The 17,235-nt window shown below is 29.1% G+C and carries 13 protein-coding genes; 1 reads left to right on the top strand and 12 read right to left on the bottom strand.

Annotation, left to right across the window (positions count from 1 at the left end):
* Positions 1-27 precede the first annotated feature (27 nt).
* The 7 genes from ACWXVU_RS00065 to ACWXVU_RS00035 all read right to left on the bottom strand — a co-directional run bounded on the left by ACWXVU_RS00065 (position 28) and on the right by ACWXVU_RS00035 (position 8,552).
* A complete protein-coding gene (locus ACWXVU_RS00065) occupies positions 28-459 on the bottom strand; it encodes a 23S rRNA (pseudouridine(1915)-N(3))-methyltransferase RlmH (protein WP_456011839.1) in 432 nt (143 codons plus the stop codon).
* Positions 460-468: 9 nt separating this feature from the next.
* Positions 469-2,292: a tRNA uridine-5-carboxymethylaminomethyl(34) synthesis enzyme MnmG gene (gene mnmG, locus ACWXVU_RS00060; protein WP_455966392.1), complete on the bottom strand. Its 1,824-nt coding sequence runs from the start codon at positions 2,290-2,292 to the stop codon at positions 469-471.
* A 10-nt stretch (positions 2,293-2,302) separates the two neighbouring features.
* On the bottom strand, positions 2,303-2,632 hold the full coding sequence (rbfA, locus tag ACWXVU_RS00055) for a 30S ribosome-binding factor RbfA (protein ID WP_438340442.1): 330 nt from the start codon (positions 2,630-2,632) through the stop codon (positions 2,303-2,305).
* 1 nt (position 2,633) lies between these two features.
* Positions 2,634-4,439, bottom strand: a complete 1,806-nt coding sequence (gene infB / locus ACWXVU_RS00050; RefSeq protein ID WP_456011837.1) for a translation initiation factor IF-2 — start codon at positions 4,437-4,439, stop codon at positions 2,634-2,636.
* Positions 4,400-4,699, bottom strand: coding sequence for a DUF448 domain-containing protein (locus tag ACWXVU_RS00045; RefSeq protein ID WP_438340440.1), 300 nt, complete (start codon positions 4,697-4,699; stop codon positions 4,400-4,402). Before ACWXVU_RS00045 ends, infB begins: the two co-directional genes overlap by 40 nt.
* Positions 4,683-6,287: a transcription termination factor NusA gene (nusA, locus tag ACWXVU_RS00040; protein WP_438340439.1), complete on the bottom strand. Its 1,605-nt coding sequence runs from the start codon at positions 6,285-6,287 to the stop codon at positions 4,683-4,685. The genes ACWXVU_RS00045 and nusA overlap by 17 nt, the downstream gene beginning before the upstream one ends.
* 105 nt (positions 6,288-6,392) lie before the next feature.
* Positions 6,393-8,552, bottom strand: a complete 2,160-nt coding sequence (locus tag ACWXVU_RS00035) for a helix-hairpin-helix domain-containing protein (RefSeq protein ID WP_456011835.1) — start codon at positions 8,550-8,552, stop codon at positions 6,393-6,395.
* 139 nt (positions 8,553-8,691) lie between these two features.
* Here ACWXVU_RS00035 and ACWXVU_RS00030 point away from each other — a divergent pair, with 139 nt between their 5' ends.
* Positions 8,692-9,597 (top strand): nucleotidyltransferase, encoded by a 906-nt coding sequence (locus ACWXVU_RS00030; protein ID WP_455993779.1) that lies wholly within the window; start codon positions 8,692-8,694, stop codon positions 9,595-9,597.
* A gap of 829 nt (positions 9,598-10,426) precedes the next feature.
* Here the strand turns inward: ACWXVU_RS00030 and pip are convergent.
* From pip to ACWXVU_RS00005, 5 genes are all read right to left on the bottom strand, one after another.
* Positions 10,427-11,362: a prolyl aminopeptidase gene (gene pip / locus ACWXVU_RS00025; protein WP_456011833.1), complete on the bottom strand. Its 936-nt coding sequence runs from the start codon at positions 11,360-11,362 to the stop codon at positions 10,427-10,429.
* Between the two features lie 93 nt (positions 11,363-11,455).
* Positions 11,456-12,385, bottom strand: coding sequence for a DHH family phosphoesterase (locus ACWXVU_RS00020; protein WP_456011831.1), 930 nt, complete (start codon positions 12,383-12,385; stop codon positions 11,456-11,458).
* A 3-nt stretch (positions 12,386-12,388) separates the two neighbouring features.
* A complete protein-coding gene (locus tag ACWXVU_RS00015; protein ID WP_456011829.1) occupies positions 12,389-14,584 on the bottom strand; it encodes a PhnE/PtxC family ABC transporter permease in 2,196 nt (731 codons plus the stop codon).
* Between the two features lie 2 nt (positions 14,585-14,586).
* Positions 14,587-15,483 carry a phosphonate ABC transporter ATP-binding protein gene (phnC, locus tag ACWXVU_RS00010; RefSeq protein WP_438340433.1) on the bottom strand — a complete coding sequence of 299 codons (897 nt, stop codon included), beginning with the start codon at positions 15,481-15,483 and terminating at the stop codon, positions 14,587-14,589.
* Positions 15,484-15,515: 32 nt separating this feature from the next.
* Positions 15,516-16,808 carry a hypothetical protein gene (locus ACWXVU_RS00005; RefSeq protein ID WP_456011828.1) on the bottom strand — a complete coding sequence of 431 codons (1,293 nt, stop codon included), beginning with the start codon at positions 16,806-16,808 and terminating at the stop codon, positions 15,516-15,518.
* Positions 16,809-17,235: the final 427 nt, after the last annotated feature.

The following is a 17,235-nucleotide window of genomic DNA, read 5'->3' as shown; positions in this document are numbered from 1 at the left end:
ATAAAATTACACCAAAATTTGGTGTAATTATTTATGATATTTAATATTTTTCTTAATGGCTAACCCACGATAAATTTGTTCAATTAACATGATTCTAAATAACTGATGTGGGAAGGTCATTTTTGAAAAACAAATTTTATTTTTAAATTTTGTTTCATCTACGCCATTCGACCCACCAATAATAAAAGTTAAATTATCTTCAATAAGTATATTAGAAAATTCCTCACTACTCATCTGTTTTCCTTGTAATGAAAGATAAAAAACTTTTGAACTTTTTGGTATTTTTGCTAATATTGCTTTAGTTTCCTTTGCAATTTTAATATCAATATTATCATTAATAATTTCTTTAATTTCAATTAAATTAATTGTTGCTAAAAAGTTTATTTTTTTTAAATATGAATCATAAATTTTCTTAATATCTGAACTTAAAGAACCAACTGCAATTAAGTTTATTTTCATTTTTATTTTTTATTTTTTACGGTTATTTAGATAAAACATTAGCATTTGTATGTCGGAAGGGTTGATTCCACTAATTCTTGTTGCTTGTCCAATAGTTGAGGGTCTAATTTTTTCAAGTTTTTGTCTTGCTTCTGTAGCGAGATTATCTACCAAGGAATAATTTATATTTTCAGGGATTTTTAGATTTTCCAGGCGAATCATTTTTTCAGCAGCTGTTTCTTGTTTTTTAAGATACCCAAATAGTCTTACTTGAATTGTTAATTCTTCAATGAAGGGAAAATCATTTCCTAAGATATCTATTGGGTCTGTCTCAGGATTGGCAAGTAACTTAAGGTAAGATTGGCCATTGATAACGTTATATTTAATGCCTAATTCACTCTTTGAAGACACATATTTATTTTTAAGTTCTTCAATTGTTGTTTGAATAAGATTATATTTATTAACAATTTTTTGATATTCTTCTTCATTTATCATTTTATTGTCATAAGCATATTGGCATAATCTTTCATCAACATTGTCATTTCTTAATAATAATCGATATTCCGAACGACTTGTTAACATACGATATGGCTCTGTGGTACCTTTGGTAACGATATCATCAATTAAGACACCGATATAGGCATCGCTTCTTTTAATTTCCATAGAAGGCATATTTTGAATCTTATTTGCTGCATTAATTCCGGCTATTAAGCCTTGGGCTGCTGCTTCTTCGTAACCACTTGTTCCATTAGGTTGTCCGGCCGAAAAAAAGTTTTCTAATATTTTAGATTCTAGCGATTTATATAAATTAAGTGGATTAATAGCATCATATTCAATGGCGTATCCATATTTTTGAATTCTGCAATTTTCTAATCCAGGTACTGATCTAATCATTTCATCTTGGACATCGACAGGCATTGAAGTAGATAAGCCGTTAATGTACATAATGTCACCTTTTTTAGTTTCTGGTTCAAAAAATATGTGGTGTGTTTCCTTGTCTTGAAATCTAACAATTTTGTCTTCAATGCTAGGGCAATATCTTGGTCCGATACCAATAATTATTCCAGAATATAATGAACTTTTATCAAGGTTTTTTAGTACTATTTCTTTGGTTTTGGCTGTTGTATGGGTTAGAAAACAAGAAGTTTGTTCATCTAATTTTATATTACTTCGCTTGGAAAAACAAAGTTCAGTTTTATCTAGAATTTCTCTTTCTACTTTTGTAAAATCAATACTATCAGTATAAATACGACAAGGAGTTCCGGTTTTTAATCTTTGGATTTCAAAACCATATTTAGCTAAATTTTTGGATAGAGTTGAACTATTTTTTTCGCCGTCAGGACCATCGTTTTTAATATCAGTGCCTCGTAGGATGCGTGAGTTCATATAGACACCGGTTGTCATAATTGTGACTTGTGAGTGTATATCGCCGTGTTTTAAAGTTTTAACACCAACACATTTTTTGTCAACTATGATTAGATCAGAAACTTCATCTTCAATTAAAACAATATTATTTTCTTTTTTTACAGCATTTAGAATTATTTGTGAATATTTATCTTTGTCTATTTGGGCCCTAAGCGATCAAACAGCTGGACCTTTTGAAGTATTTAACATTTTAATTTGGATCATGGATAGGTCGGCAAAAAAGCCCTGAACTCCTCCTAGGGCATCGATTTCACGAGTAATAATTCCTTTTGCCGATCCACCAATCGATGGATTACAAGGTAGCATTGCTAAGCGGTTAGTATTTAGAGTTATTAAGGCTACTTTTAGATTTCTTTTTGCTAGTGCAAAAGTTGCTTCGATTCCGGCATGACCACCACCTATTATGATAGCATCATACTGATTGTTCATTTATTAAGTACTATTCTTTAATATCTTTAAGTATTTTTTCAATTCTTGCAGCTTCAGGCTCAACTTTATCAATTAAAAATACTAGTTCTGGTAATTTTTTATATTTTCAACTTTTAGCTACAACTGAACGAATAAATGGCGCCATTGAAGTCACTTTGTCAAAGTATCTTTCCTTGTCTTTAAATAAGGTTATATATACTTTAGCATGTGATCCATCGTTTGATAAAATTACGTCGTTAATTGAGATGTTTGTTACATCAAAATCTTTTAATTCAAAAAAACTATTTCCAATTAATTCTAATAATAATTGAGTTTTTCTTTCATGCATAATTGCGTTCATATTATACTAATACATCCTCATAAAATTTTAATTCATCATCTATATCTATTTTATCAAAATCTTTAATATGGGTACCAAAATCAAAGCCTTTTTCGACAACTTTAACATCATTTTTTTCTCTTTTTAAGGAGCTTATTGAGCCCTTAAATATACTTTTGCCTTTTCTAATTACTTCAACTTTGCAAAGTTCTTTCGCTTGTCCTTCAAGCATCATGCAACCTGCAATTGTTCCTACTTTCGAGTAGAAAAAAAGTTTTATAACAACAGCCTGTCCAATTAATTTTTCTTCATAAACTGGTTCTTTTAAGGTATTGATAATTGCTTCTATTTCCTCAACAATTTTATAAATAATGTTATGAGAAACAATTTTTATTTTTTTAGTTTCAGCTAGTTTTTTAATTTCACTTGATGTGCTAATGTTAAATAGATAAATTCTTGAATTAGATGCTTCAGCTAAGAGTAAGTCTGCTTTAGTTAGTTCTCCCGCTGTTGCTCTAATAACATTAACAGAGATTTCATCATTTTTTAATTTAGATAGCGTTTGTTTAATTGCTTCAGCAGTCCCCTGCACATCGGTTTTAATAATTATGTTTAAGGTTTTTTGTCCATCTTTTATAGCGAAGGAATTTCTTTCACTTAATTCTTTTTGTTTATTAATAAAAGATTTTTCTTCTGCTAGCTTCTTAGCAAATTTTTCATCACTAATTACAATAAATCTATCACCTGATGAGGGATTCTTATTGAGACCTGTAATTATGCAAGGTGTGCCTGGTAAGACTTTTTGCAATGGTTTTCCCTCGGTTGAGGTTAAGCTTCTAATGTTTCCATATTGACCACCAGCGACAATAAAATCTCGAGGCATAAGAGTACCATTTTCAACAATAACCGTTGACACTACCCCTCTACCTTTATCAATCTTTGATTCAATAATAGTTCCAAAAGGATCGCGATTCAGATTAGCCTTTAGGTCTAGTAAATCAGCTTGAAGAAAAATGGATTCTAATAAAGCATCAATATTATTATTCATCATTGCTGAACCATAAATGAATTGGTTTTCGCCTCCTCATTCTTCACAAATAATATTATGCTCACTTAGTTGGCTTTTAATTTTCTCAGGATCTGCATTTGACTTATCCATCTTATTAACAAAGATAATAATTGGCACATTGGCAGCTTTCGCATGATCGATGGCTTCAATAGTTTGCGGTTTAACTCCGTCATCTGCAGCTACAACAATAATAACAATATCAGTTACCCTAGCCCCTCTCGAACGCATTTCAGTAAACGCTTCGTGTCCAGGGGTGTCAAGAAAGGTAATTTTTCTACCATTATATTCAACTTGATATGCACCAGTATGTTGGGTAATCCCGCCAAATTCTGTTGAAAGAATGTTACTTTTTCTAATTTGGTCAATTAGTGTTGTTTTACCGTGGTCAACATGGCCCATAATTGTCACAATGGGAGGGCGTGTTGAAAGGTCGTTTGGATCATTAATAACTTCAAGTTTATCAAATAAATTTTCAGCATCAACTGATTCTTCTTTTTGAAAATCAAGATTATAATGTAAACATATTTCCGCAATTTCTTCTTCATTTAAAAAGGTGTTAATATTTTTCATTATTCCTTTTTTAAAGAAGTAGGTTAAAATTTGCGCAGCAGTTTGGTTAATTTTTTGACTAAATTCACAAACTGTTAGTGGACCTGTAAAAATAAATACCCCATTTTTGACTTTTGCTTCTACAACGTTTAATTTTTCTTTAATATTGTCTACATTTGAAATTCTTTTGTTACATTTTTGCTTAGCCATATATTCACCTCATTTCATAATTTTTTATAAATACAATCATCAATATTTTGTCTAAATGCTTTATTTAGTAAATGCTTTTTAAAAAGGGTTTCGATTTGTTCCTCATTATCTAAACAGTATGTTCCCCGACCACCTAGTTCAATGTTTGGATCAAAATAAAATTCATTATTAATTTTTGCAAATCTAACTAAGTTTTTTATAGGATAAATTTTTCCATCAACAATAGATTTACGACTATATTTTTTATCAATCTTCATCATTTAAATCACCTAAATCTAAATTCTCTAAACCAGCACTTAGGTCATCATCTTTTTTGAAGTCCTTCATTTTTGTTTGAGTTATTTTTTCATAGTCGGCTTCGATTTTTGCTTTGTCTTTAATTTCATTTTGTTTAGTGTTACCTGAGTATACATCTAAATCTTCCATTTCTTCGTTTTCTAATTCATTTTGCATATCAATTCATGTTCTTTCTATTTCCTCATCAGAAATAGATTCATATAATTGTTTTTCAAAAATATGATCTGTTTGTTGTGCTTTTTGTCTAAGCTCAGCTAGGTCTTGGTCAAATTCTGATATGTTGAATGTATTATCAAAGAATGATTCATTGGATTTCTTAGAATTTCTATGATTGCTAATTGGTTTTAGATTTAACTTTTGACCTACATATTTTAATTTAGCTTCTTCTTCAGTAATATTTGCATTTTTAAATGAATATTTTATTTGGAGTTGATCGGCTTGCGCTTGGCTAATTATGTCCAAACGGCTTCTTGTTAATTCTGAGGCAAGTCGAACATTTTGTCCTTTTTTACCAATTGCTAAAGTATGTTGAGCATTAGGAACAATAACAATAAAACTATTGAACTGCGGAGTTGAATCTTCTTTTTCGACAATATCAATAACTCTTGAAGGACTAACGGCATTCATTACAAATTTCTTTTTGTCCTCATCATATAATACAACATCAATTTTTTCGTGGTTTAGTTGTTTCGAAATAGCTTCAATTCTAGCTGAATCTGTTCCGATTACTGTGCCTAATTCTTCGAGAGCAAAAGGCGCTTTTTCTGTTTTTCTTATGGCAACTTTTGCTCTTTCCCCTGGTATTCTAACAACCTTAATAATTTCAATAAATCCCTCAGCAATTTCTGGTATTTCTTGTTCGAATAATTTATTTATTAATTTAGATTCAACTGAGGATACTAATATTTGTGCATTTTTAGATTCAGGTTTTACTTCTTCAATATAAACATCTAACAAATCGCCGGCTTTTAGATTGGATAATAATCTTAAATTGCTTGTAGATGGTGGCATATAAGCAACAGTTCCATCACGAAATTCCATGAGTGTACCAGTTTTGGTAATATTTGTTATTTTAGCTTTAACTATAGTACCTATTAAGCTACTATATTTATTAAAGGTTAATTGTTTTTCCAACTCTCTAATTTGTTGGTTGAAGATACTTAGAATTTTTTGATAATCACGTTTATGGAATAATTCGAAATCTATTTCCTCGGCAATGATATCGCCCTCCTTAATATCTGCATTAATTTTTTTAGCATCGCTTAAAGCGATTTCAATGCAAGGGCAAAAATTATCTTTGTCTTCATATGTTATAGGGTCATTAGTAACGATTTTTGTATGGTTTATTATTTTAAACTGTTTCTTATCTTTATCAATGATAAATTCTAATTCAGCATCAGGATCATATTGACTAAAAATCACTTGTTCAACAGCTTTTTTAAATAAATCAACTACTGCTTCTTCATCAATATTTTTGATCTGTGAAACATTATATATAGCACTAAAAATTTGTGTTGCTTTTAGTTCCGAATCAAAAGTTTTGGTATTCATTTTTATCTCCTTTTTTATATCTTATAATTACAAAAAGGATCGGCCTATGGCCAACCCTTTTTAATCTTAATTAAAAACAGTATAATAAAATTTTAATACATTAATTTATTTTCAAATAATTTTTCCTTGAATTTTTGAGTTTACTTTATCAATATCAATAATTTTTATATTTATGTTATCGCCAATTGAAACTAGTTCATTAGGATGGTTGATATATTGGGAATTTTCCTTCTTCATATTACGAATATGAATCAAAACATTTTCCTTTAGGCCAATATAGGCAAATACACCGAAGTTGGTAATATTTTGAACCTGGCCAATAATTTCTTGACCCAGTTGGATATCACTAAATTTTAAAATTTTGTCATTAACAATATATCCTGGTTTATCATCCCTTATATCCTTTCCAGGTGCTAATAAAGAATCAATAATTAGGTCAATGTCATATTGATTTGCGCCTAGGTTTTTAGCAAATTCATCCTTATTAGTTGAAAGCAATATTTCCTTATCGATATTTTTTAAATCAATAGCTAATTCTTTTATTATTCTATCGGCAAGTTCGTATAAGTCAGGGTGTATATTTGTCTTATCATAAAATACATTAGAATCATAAATTCGTAGAAAACCAACTGATTGTTCATAAGCTTTAGGGCCTAAACCTTTAACTTTTTTAAGATCAGTTCTTGATTTAAATAAGCCGTTCTCATTACGATAATCAACAATATTTTGTGCTAATGATTTCGAAAGGCCAGAAACATACTCTAATATATATTTGGTTGCGGTGTTTAAATCAATTCCAACCATATTGACTGCCTTTCCGACTTTGAATGCTAATTTTAAAGATAATTCTTTTTGATTAACATCATGTTGATACTGACCTACCCCAAGAGATTTTGGTTCAATTTTAATTAGCTCATTCAAAGGATCTTGAAATTTTCTGCCTATATTAATTGCTGATCTAAATTCTAGTTCTAAATCAGGAAATTCCTCTTGCGCAATTTTTGAAGCCGAGTATACAGAAGCGCCTACTTCGCTAACAATGGCAAATTTAGTGTTTTTGTTTAATTCTTTTTCTCTTCTTATTTTTAATAATTTATCAATAAATTCTTCTGTTTCACGGCTAGCGGTTCCATTTCCAATAACAATTAGATCAATCTCATATTTGTTAAGTATTTCATGCATCTTTTTGACTGCATTTAGAAATTCTTCTTTTGAGTTAGTGTGTGGATGGATAACAAAACCTTCTAAATATTTTCCATTACCGTCTAGCATTGCACATTTGCAGCCGTTAGTATATCCAGGATCGATAGATAAAATATTTTTATTTTTTGTGGCTGGAGAAAGTAATAAATCTTCAAGGTTTTGAGCAAAAATTTCAATAGCTTCTTTTTCGGCACGCTCAAATAAATCTGTCTTTATTTCTCTTATTATCGATGGAAATATTAAACGATCTAGTGAATCCTTTATTGCTTCATTAACAATCTTAGCTGTTCTTTTGTTGATGAAAAATTTGTTGTTTAGATAATAAATGATAACTTTTTCATTGAATTCAATTGTATATGAAATGATTTTTTTGTCTTCACCACGAGTAATAGCTAATACACGATGGTTAGGGATATTTTTAACCTTCTCACTATAGTCATAATATTGTTTGAATGTTTCTTTTTCGTCATCCACACTTTTCTTTTTTGTTACGATAACACCGTAGTTTATAAGTTGATTTTTAACATATTCACGAACTGAAATATCTTGTGAAATATTTTGAGCAATTATATATTTAGTTTGTTCTAAAACTTGTTCAACATCTTTTAATGTATCTCCATTAATATATTTCGAAGCTTCTTTAAAAACATTAAATTTTTCATCCTTATTTGTCATAATAAGCTCAGCAAGTGGCCCTAATCCTAACGCAAGAGCTTCGGTGGCTTTTGTTTTTTTGCCTACCTTAAAAGGTTCATATATATTTTCAACTTCCTGCTTAGTTATTGCATCATCAATTTTTTTCGATATTTCAACATCAAGTAGCTTTTTTTCTTCAAGAATTTTTTTAACATATTCTTTCCTTTTTTGAAGTTCTACATCATATTCATAAAATTCGCTAATATTTGCAACTTGTTCTTCATCAAGACCACCGGTCACATCTTTTCTATAACGTGAGATAAAGGGAATTGTAGCACCCTCTTTTAATAATTTAAGGGTTTCACTAACCTGCTCATTACGTATATTCAATCTTTTTGCAACATTTTTTATTGATAAATCAATCATAATTTCTCCAATTTTTATTTATTATCTTTAGTACATTAATTATAAAGAAATTATTTTTTAATAGGTCTTTTTAGATTTTTTTTAAAGCAAATTAATTTATAATTTTTAAGAATTATTGAATTGTAGGAAGAATAAATTTATGTTAAAAATTGGCATTATTGCAGAATATAATCCATTTCATAATGGTCATATATACTTAATTAATAAAATTAAAGAAAGATATCCAAATTCGAAAATTATTGTTGCCTTGTCCTCTAATTTTACCCAACGTGGTGAGATTGCTTGCGCTCCTTTTGCAAAAAGGAAAAAAATATGTATGAAATATGGTGTTGATAAGGTTGTTAAGCTAGATTTTGAAACTTCAACACAAGCAGCACACTTTTTTGCAAAAGGCTCAATTGATATGTTAGATAAACAAAAAATTGATATTCTTTTTTTTGGAACATCCGATAGCGATGAAATAAAAAAATATATAAGTGCTGCCAGGTTATTGGATGAAAATGCGGATTTATATAACAAAAATGTTAAGTTGCTTTTAAAACAAGGAAAATCCTTTATTTTATCCTGTTATGAATCGTTAAAACTATTCTTAAAAGAAGAAGAAATTCCACAAGATATTTTGGGCTTTGAATACACTAAATACATATTAAAAAATAAACCTCATATTAAACTTGATTGTATTAAAAGGTCAATTTCACATCATTCCGGGGAAACAAGTTCAATTTATGCATCAGGAACAAAATTAAGAGAAATGATAAAAAATAATGAGGATATTTCAAATTTTTCTCCACTAAAAATTAAAAGAGTTAAGAGGATTGAAGATACATATAAAAAATTCCAAAGAATAATAAGACATTGGTCACCACAAAGAATCGCCAAAATTAAACTTGTTAGTGAAGGGATGGAAAATTTATTTAAGAAAAACATTGATGCTTTATCCTACGATGAATTTATTGATTCTTGTACATCAAAAAGATATACAAAATCACGTATTAAGCGAACTTATTTGTATGTCTTAAAGAAGTGATTTGCTAAAAAAAACTAGTATATTTTTAATTTTAAATTAAAGCGCAATTGAGGAAAAAAGTTAATTCTAAATTGGATGCAGCAAGTTATTAATACCTCTAGGTATTATTTTTTCATTATTATTGTTTATCAGGGTAATCATAGGCACTTCAGGCGCTTAGAAGGTAAGAAAATACTGAAATAGGGCTCACATTTTTTATAAATCATAATTTAGTTTATTAAGCTAAATATTCAAAAAAATATAATAGGTTATTATAGATTTGAAATTTATAAGGATTTATTTATGAGTGGCTGGCTATTTTGATGAAGCAACACTTGTGCGAAACGAAAAAGTCTAAACAAGGTCATTTTGTTTCATTTGATCTAGCATTGGCATTGTTTTTTACTTTTATTGTTGTTGTAATGTTAATATATACATTTGTTGCAATATAGCTAATGTTGGTCTAGGTTTTGCATTAATTATTTTAATTATAATCTAGTATCTATAGACCTACAATTATTATATTATTAATATTTTATGATAATGCTCTTAGTGAAATTAACAATGAAATCGTCACTATTTCTGAATTTCAATAATATAGACATTGAAGCAAAGTATTATTGTTTATGTTTGAATGTAAACACTTTATTTTTGTTAATAATTGTTGACTTGATCTTGCTAATATTAATACTTGTAGGTTTTATTATCTTTTTTTATTTTAGCTTCAAAAACTTAAAAAAATTTGATTCAATTTATTTAAAATATTTTTTTGAATCTAATCTAGATGAAAAACTTAAATGAGATTTTGTAAAAAAAACATTCAGGTGTATTTTCTGAATGTTTTTTGCCTTCAAAGTCTATGAATTATTTATTGCAAATTTTTAAATTCTTCTGTAGCATTAACTAGTGCTTCGGCAATCTTTTCTTCTTTCGAGGAATGACCTGCAATAACAAAATTTAACTTTGATTTGTTTAGATTTTTATGTAAAAGGTAAGCGCCTTCTGGTCTGCAATCCATATCAAATCTACCATGAATAATTATTGTTGGAATATTTTGAATTTTGTCAATATTTTTTAATATATAGTTATCTTCTAAAAAAATATGATTAATAAAATAATGATTTTCAAGTCTAGCTAATTCTAAATTGCTTTTCTTATTAGATAAAATTTCTTCTATTTCTGTTAGTGGATTCATCGTTATAAGCCCGAGTTCTCATTTAGCTCAATGGTATGCTGCATTGTATGCTAATTCAATATTTGGACTATTTAGATACTTGTGGTATGCCTTGATTAAATTATGTCTTTCTTCAATTGGAATAAAGTTGGAAAATTCTTCATATGCTTCAGGAAAATAGAAAGAAGCACCCTGTTGATAAAGGTAATAATCGTCTTCTTGGCGCCCTAAGAATACACCTCGCAAAATCATACCCAATACATTTTGAGGGTAATTAATGGCATAAATAAGTGACAAACAGGATCCTCATGAACCACCAAAAAGTATCCATTTATCAATATTTAAGTTTTTGCGCAACTCTTCGATATCGCTAATTAAGTTTAGTGTAGTATTTTCTTTTATTTCGGCAGACGGCATAGATTTGCCGCAACCTCTTTGATCGAATAAAATAATTCGGTAATGACTTGGATCAAAATATTGGCGATTTGATTCAGAAATGCCCCCTCCTGGACCACCGTGTATAAATAAAATTGGTTGACCATTTGGGTTACCTACTTCTTCATAATATATAGAGTGAATATCGCTTACTTTTAAAAAACCAGTTTTATATGGTTCAATTGGTTCAAACATAACAATTTCCTTTTAGATAAAATATTAGTACTTAAAATTATATTTTAATATTTTAAAAAGTTAGAGGTTTAATGCGCCCCTAACTCTTATTTTTTATATTAAATAATGTTTGTTTATAAAGTTAACTATTTCTTGCAATTTATTTAAATCCTGTTGAATAAATCCAGATGAGTTTAAGTGCCCACCGCCTAGAAAATAGTTTGCAACTTTTGATACATCATAAGTAGTTTTTGATCTAATTTCACAGCGATAATCACCCTGTTTTCGTTTTAATAATGCTAGTGAAACTTCGGTGTTAGATACTTCTACAAATTTAGCAACAAGAGGTCTTGCAATATCATTTGAAACAATTTGATCAACAATCATATATGTAACTATTCCTTCTTTTTGAGAATTGTTTATTGCATTAAAAATGAATCTGTTTTCTTCCGCATTAAGTTGCATTTTTTTAAGTAAAAGATTATAATCTAGACCTTCCTTTAATAAAAATTCCATACATTTAAAGGTTTCTTGGGTAACATTTCTCTCTTTGAAAAATTCAGTATCAGTAATGATTGCCACAGCAAGGCCTTCGAGAACTTTTTTGTCTGTTTTTAAATTTAGTTCCATAACAAGTTTAGTCATTACTTGTCCGGTTGCGGGTCAAAAATCACCGCCAATTTCAAATAATCATTTGCCTTCCAAAGGATGGTGGTCAATTTTAATTGATTCTTCGGTTTTGACTCTTTGATCAAAGATTCTATTCTTTGTAGATGTATCAACAACCACCTTTAGTGAGTTATTAAAAAAGTCATTATCAACTAATGAAATTTTTTCATCTTCCAAGAACAATAGGTTTCTTGGATAATCGCCGCCAGAAATTCTTACATTCTTATTTTTTAGGTTTATTTTTATAAGATGCTTGAGTGCGACTGCAGATCCTAGGGTATCACCATCTGGTTCAACATGAGTACATAATGTTATATTATTTGCGTTTTTTAGATATTCTCAAAATTTAATAAATTTTTGCTTCATATTTTCCATAATTTAGGCCACCGTTAATGAATAATTGTCAAAATAATGATCAACCGCAATTTTGGCGGATTTTTTAGCTATTTTAGATTTCTTGAATCAGTTTTTCATATTTGCTAGATTTTGAATTGTTCGCATATATATTGTTTTATAAACATTTTTAACATCATTTTTAATTTTAACTAATATTTTTTTATATTGATTTAAATAGTCTATTTTATTTGTCATTAGCCTTTTATAATTTTTTTCATCTGGAATTAAATCATTTTTTAATCAATAATTGTATATAAATAATTGATCCTTCTTGTGTTTTGCAATCATATATTTTGCATATCTTGTTTCATTTTTGAATTCCTCATTGTTCACAAGAGCGACGGCAAGCGACTTAATAATCATATTTTGCTTAATCAGTTTTTTAAACCAAACATCTTGGCCAAAGAAGTATCCAGTTGTTAGTTTTGAGCGAATGATATTTGAAATTTGTTCAATTGCCAATAATACAATAATGGTAAAAATTAGATATGATGAAAGCTTGTCTCAGTCTTCAGTTTTGGATGAGTATGTACTGATTTGGAAACCAAAATCACTAGCTCCTACGGCGCCAATTACTACTGTACTTTTGAAGTTAATTTCAACTCTATATAAGAAGTTAGACAGAGATTGCGGTAATATTGATTTAATAACAATAAATTTGACTTTTTGAAATCATGTTGCGCCTAGTGAGTCCAAGGATTGAAACACCTTGTGTGGAATTTTTTCAACTGACTCCATAATTAGTTTTCCAAGCATACCAATTGAATGTATCCCCAGTGCCAAGACCCCGGCGAATAGTTTTGAGTCTTTTGACAAGATTATAAAAAGAATGGCAAAAGTGAACGCTGGTATAGCACGAATAACAATAATAATCAATTTAAATGGGTAAGAAAAATACTTATTAATATTTTTTGCGGCGAGAATTCCTAATATTAGTGCAAAAAACAAACCAATGACTGAGGAAGCTATTGCCACTAGTAGAGCCGAAGCCCCTAATGGTATAACACTTGTTTTTGATGTTTTTCAATTGCCACCAAACAATGATCAATCCGGATTGAAAAGCTTATTAATTCCATCTTTGAATTGGCTAATTTTTATACTATTTCCAATTTTTCATTCAATTTGTGTTAGCGAAGCAAGGATAAGCGCAAACACAAGAATAATGACAAAAATCTTGAATATATATATTTTTGACTTTTGCTTTTTAAGCTGTTCTAATTGTTTTGCAAATGGAAGTTTTTCATCAATTTGAGGGTGCTTTTGAGAATATTCTAAAATGAATTTTTTAATCATATAGTTTAATGCTTCGATTACTATCATCAAGGCAATTAACACTCATAAAACAATTGACATATGTGATAGGTTATCTGTTATGGCGTATTGGTCAGAAAGAAGTTGTCCAATTGTTGATATTCCAACAATTGATAAAATAGCTGCAAATCTAACAACCATTTCGAATGAGTAGAATCCATATGATACAATTCTCTTTATTAAATAAGGTAAAATTGCGCTTTTAAAGGCAAGAGTTTTATTATTTCCAATCGCTTGCGCTCCCTGAAATGCACTTGTATCATAGGTGTCTAAGTCTTCATATAATCATTTTGTCATTAATGAGCTAACAAATATAGCAATTGAAAACATTGCCGCTAATGATTTTGAAAATAAGAAGAAAAAGATAAATGCGAATACAACTGGGGGGACTGCTCTAATTATCGACATTATTATTCTAAAGGGAAGATAAATTAATTTATCTTTAATAATATTTTTAGAGCTTAATAATGCTAGCGGTACTGATATAAAAATACCAAGTATAGTGCCTAATATTGAGTATGAAATAGTAGTTCATAAATAGGATAAGCTGCGCAAGAAGGTTGCATAAGGCGTGAACTCTGCAGCTCCGATTTGTGCTTTTTTATTAGTCTCAAAAAAGTGCGAAATATGGTTTCAAAAAGCTTTTCAGTTTTGAAAATCAGGTTTAATAGCAGCGATTATTATTACAACCAAAATAAAGATTAGTGCACCACCCAAGATTTTGAACCAAGGGAACTTTTTAGTTACCTTTTGGCCATTGATGTCAACGAATTTAGGATTAAAGTAATTTGTTACTGATTCACTAAATAATTTTAGTTTGCTTTTATATTCAATAGGACCGCTAGATTTGCTTTGCTGTTTATCCATTTCTAGATTTCCAATTTTTTAATTTTTTCTTTAATTTCATTTTGAATAATTAGTCTTTTTCTACGGTTTTCATTGAATTGTTCTTCATCAAATTGTTCCAATTTTTTTCCATATATTTCTTTTAATTGTTCTAAATTAACTTTATCTCAACTATCATTAAAAATAATTTTGCCTTTTTTTACGCCTATTATTCGATCTGCATATTGTAGGGCTAGATCAACATGATGGAGATTTGCAATTATGGTAATTTTTTCAGATTTGTTAGCTATTAAAAAACCATCCATAACACTTTTAGCCATAATCGGATCAAGTGCCCCTACAGGTTCATCTGCAAGAATAATTTTTGGTTTTTGGGCTAGAGTACGTGCTAAGGCCACACGCTGCATCTGACCGCCTGATAAATCTTTTGCTAAATCATAAGCATTTTCTAGAATATTAACTTTTGCTAAACATTGATATGCTAGTTCAATATCGCTTTTACTATAAATTCCAAAAAACGCTCTAAATAAATTCATTTGTGGTAATCTTGCCGAGAGAACATTTTGTAGTACAGTGATGTTTTCCACTAGATTATAATTTTGAAAGATAATTCCAATTTTTGTTCTAAATTGTCTTAATTTTTTTCCTTTTAATTCATTAACATTGTAAGGCCCAACCGTTAATTTTCCTGAGGTAATGGTATTTATTTTGTTTACTGTTTTAATTAGTGTGGTTTTTCCGGCTCCCGATAGACCAATAATTGCAACAAACTCGCCTTGATTAATTGAAAGATTTACATCAATTAAGCCCTTAGTTCCATTAGGATATGTTTTTGATACATTATCTCAGTTTATATTTCAATTATTATTAGTATTTTGTTGTATGTTGCTAATACTTTTTATTTTTAGATTTTTATTCATAATTAAGTTTTATATTAAATTAAGTTTTTGTATTATTCTAAGAAAGATTTAAAGCCTTCAAAATGTTTTTTAAATCATTGTTCAGGGTATATATATGAGGCGGCTGATGTTGTTGAAGTATAACCATAAATTACATAATCCCTTACTTCTGATCATTTTAGTTTTCAATTAGAACCTTGTTCTTTTAGGGCTTTAATAACAATTTTGTAAATTTCAGAATCTTTGCGAACATAAATATATGAACGATAGAAGCCAACGGTTGGAAGTTCTTCTCCTGTTGCCAACGAATCAATATGTGTTTTTAATTCATCGTTGTATCCGTTTGTAGTTGAATTTGGATTTTTAGATGGTTCCTTGTTGATATAAAGATTATTTTTATTAAATATTTTGTAGTTATTAAATGCTTCAACTAGTAGTTTTTCATCATTAAATTTAGGTGTTGATGGATTCTGCTTGCTTATATATGGGTCAATAATTTGGACATTTCTACCAGCTTGAATAATAAAGCTAGAATCTCCAGATAGCTTAGCTCATGTATCGACGGGTAGAAAGGCGACATCGATCGATTTAGCTTTCAAAGCTGTCGCAGCACTATTGTAATCACTTGAAACACTAATTTCAATATTTTTGATTCCTTTTTCCTTTATTCATAATTGTAGTTTCTCTGTTGCTTTTTGTACTAATGCGGCATCAGAAGAAGGGATGAATTGAATTTTAAGGTTTTTCTTTTCATCAACAGTTGTGAATTTACTTGTTTTTTCATCAAAGGAAATATATTCACTATCGCCCTTAGGAATAACTTCATAGGCTTTTTTTGAATCTCCATTTATGTTGTAAACGATATTTGCATCAAATCCAACTGGAGCATAGCCATCATGGTTGTATATTTTGAATATACTTTGGATCTTGTTATTTTTATCTAAGTAAGTTAGATTGCTTTCTTTGTTAGAATCTTTATTATCTTTTACTTGTTTGTTTGATTCTTTTATTGCAGCAATTAAAAGTTGTTGAAGAGCCTTAATATCGCCAAGCTTTAAGTCAGATCTCGCCTGAACACCATCATTTGAAATGTGCGATGTAGCCCCAATAACTGCCAGATCATTAGCATGGTCTTTAGCATAAAAACGAGCGTCTGATCATGCCCCGGCAACAGTGATTGATTTGTTAGCTAGTTTTTGCATAGCATCAGCATAGCCCTGGGTTTTTATTGCTTCGACATTGGAATCTGTTGTACATTGTGAAGAAATTAGACCTATAGCCATCGGAAGAATAGAAGCACTAGTTATAACTGAAGGTAGTAAGAACTTTCTGATTGATTTTTTCATTTGTTTTCCTTTTTGTGTGGATTTTCTTTAATATAAAGTATTTAAATTTACAAACGAAATTATATTAAAAACTCAAGGAGCAATAAAAAAACACTTATTAGAAGAGTTTTTTTAAAAAAATTAACAAGTATGAAAAAAAATAAATTTTTTGTGGTGAAAAATTATATTATAAAATTAGTTTTTTTATGAAATTACAATTTTTTTATTTTGCTGCAATTTAACGTAAATGTTAAAAAAAGTTATTTTATAAATTTTGTGTAATCCCATTTGGTTCGAAAATTTAAGATAAAAGTTTAGTGTATTAAAATTGCAATATTAGCAATAGTAAAATCTTCAAATTTTCGCTAAATTTTAATGATAAAAATAAATATTTCGTTAAATTGCAACAAAAATGAGCCACCTAACATATATAGTAAAATGTTATAGG

This window comes from Mycoplasma sp. 2575 (assembly GCF_053851635.1).
This window is presented reverse-complemented; position numbering and strand designations above follow the sequence as displayed.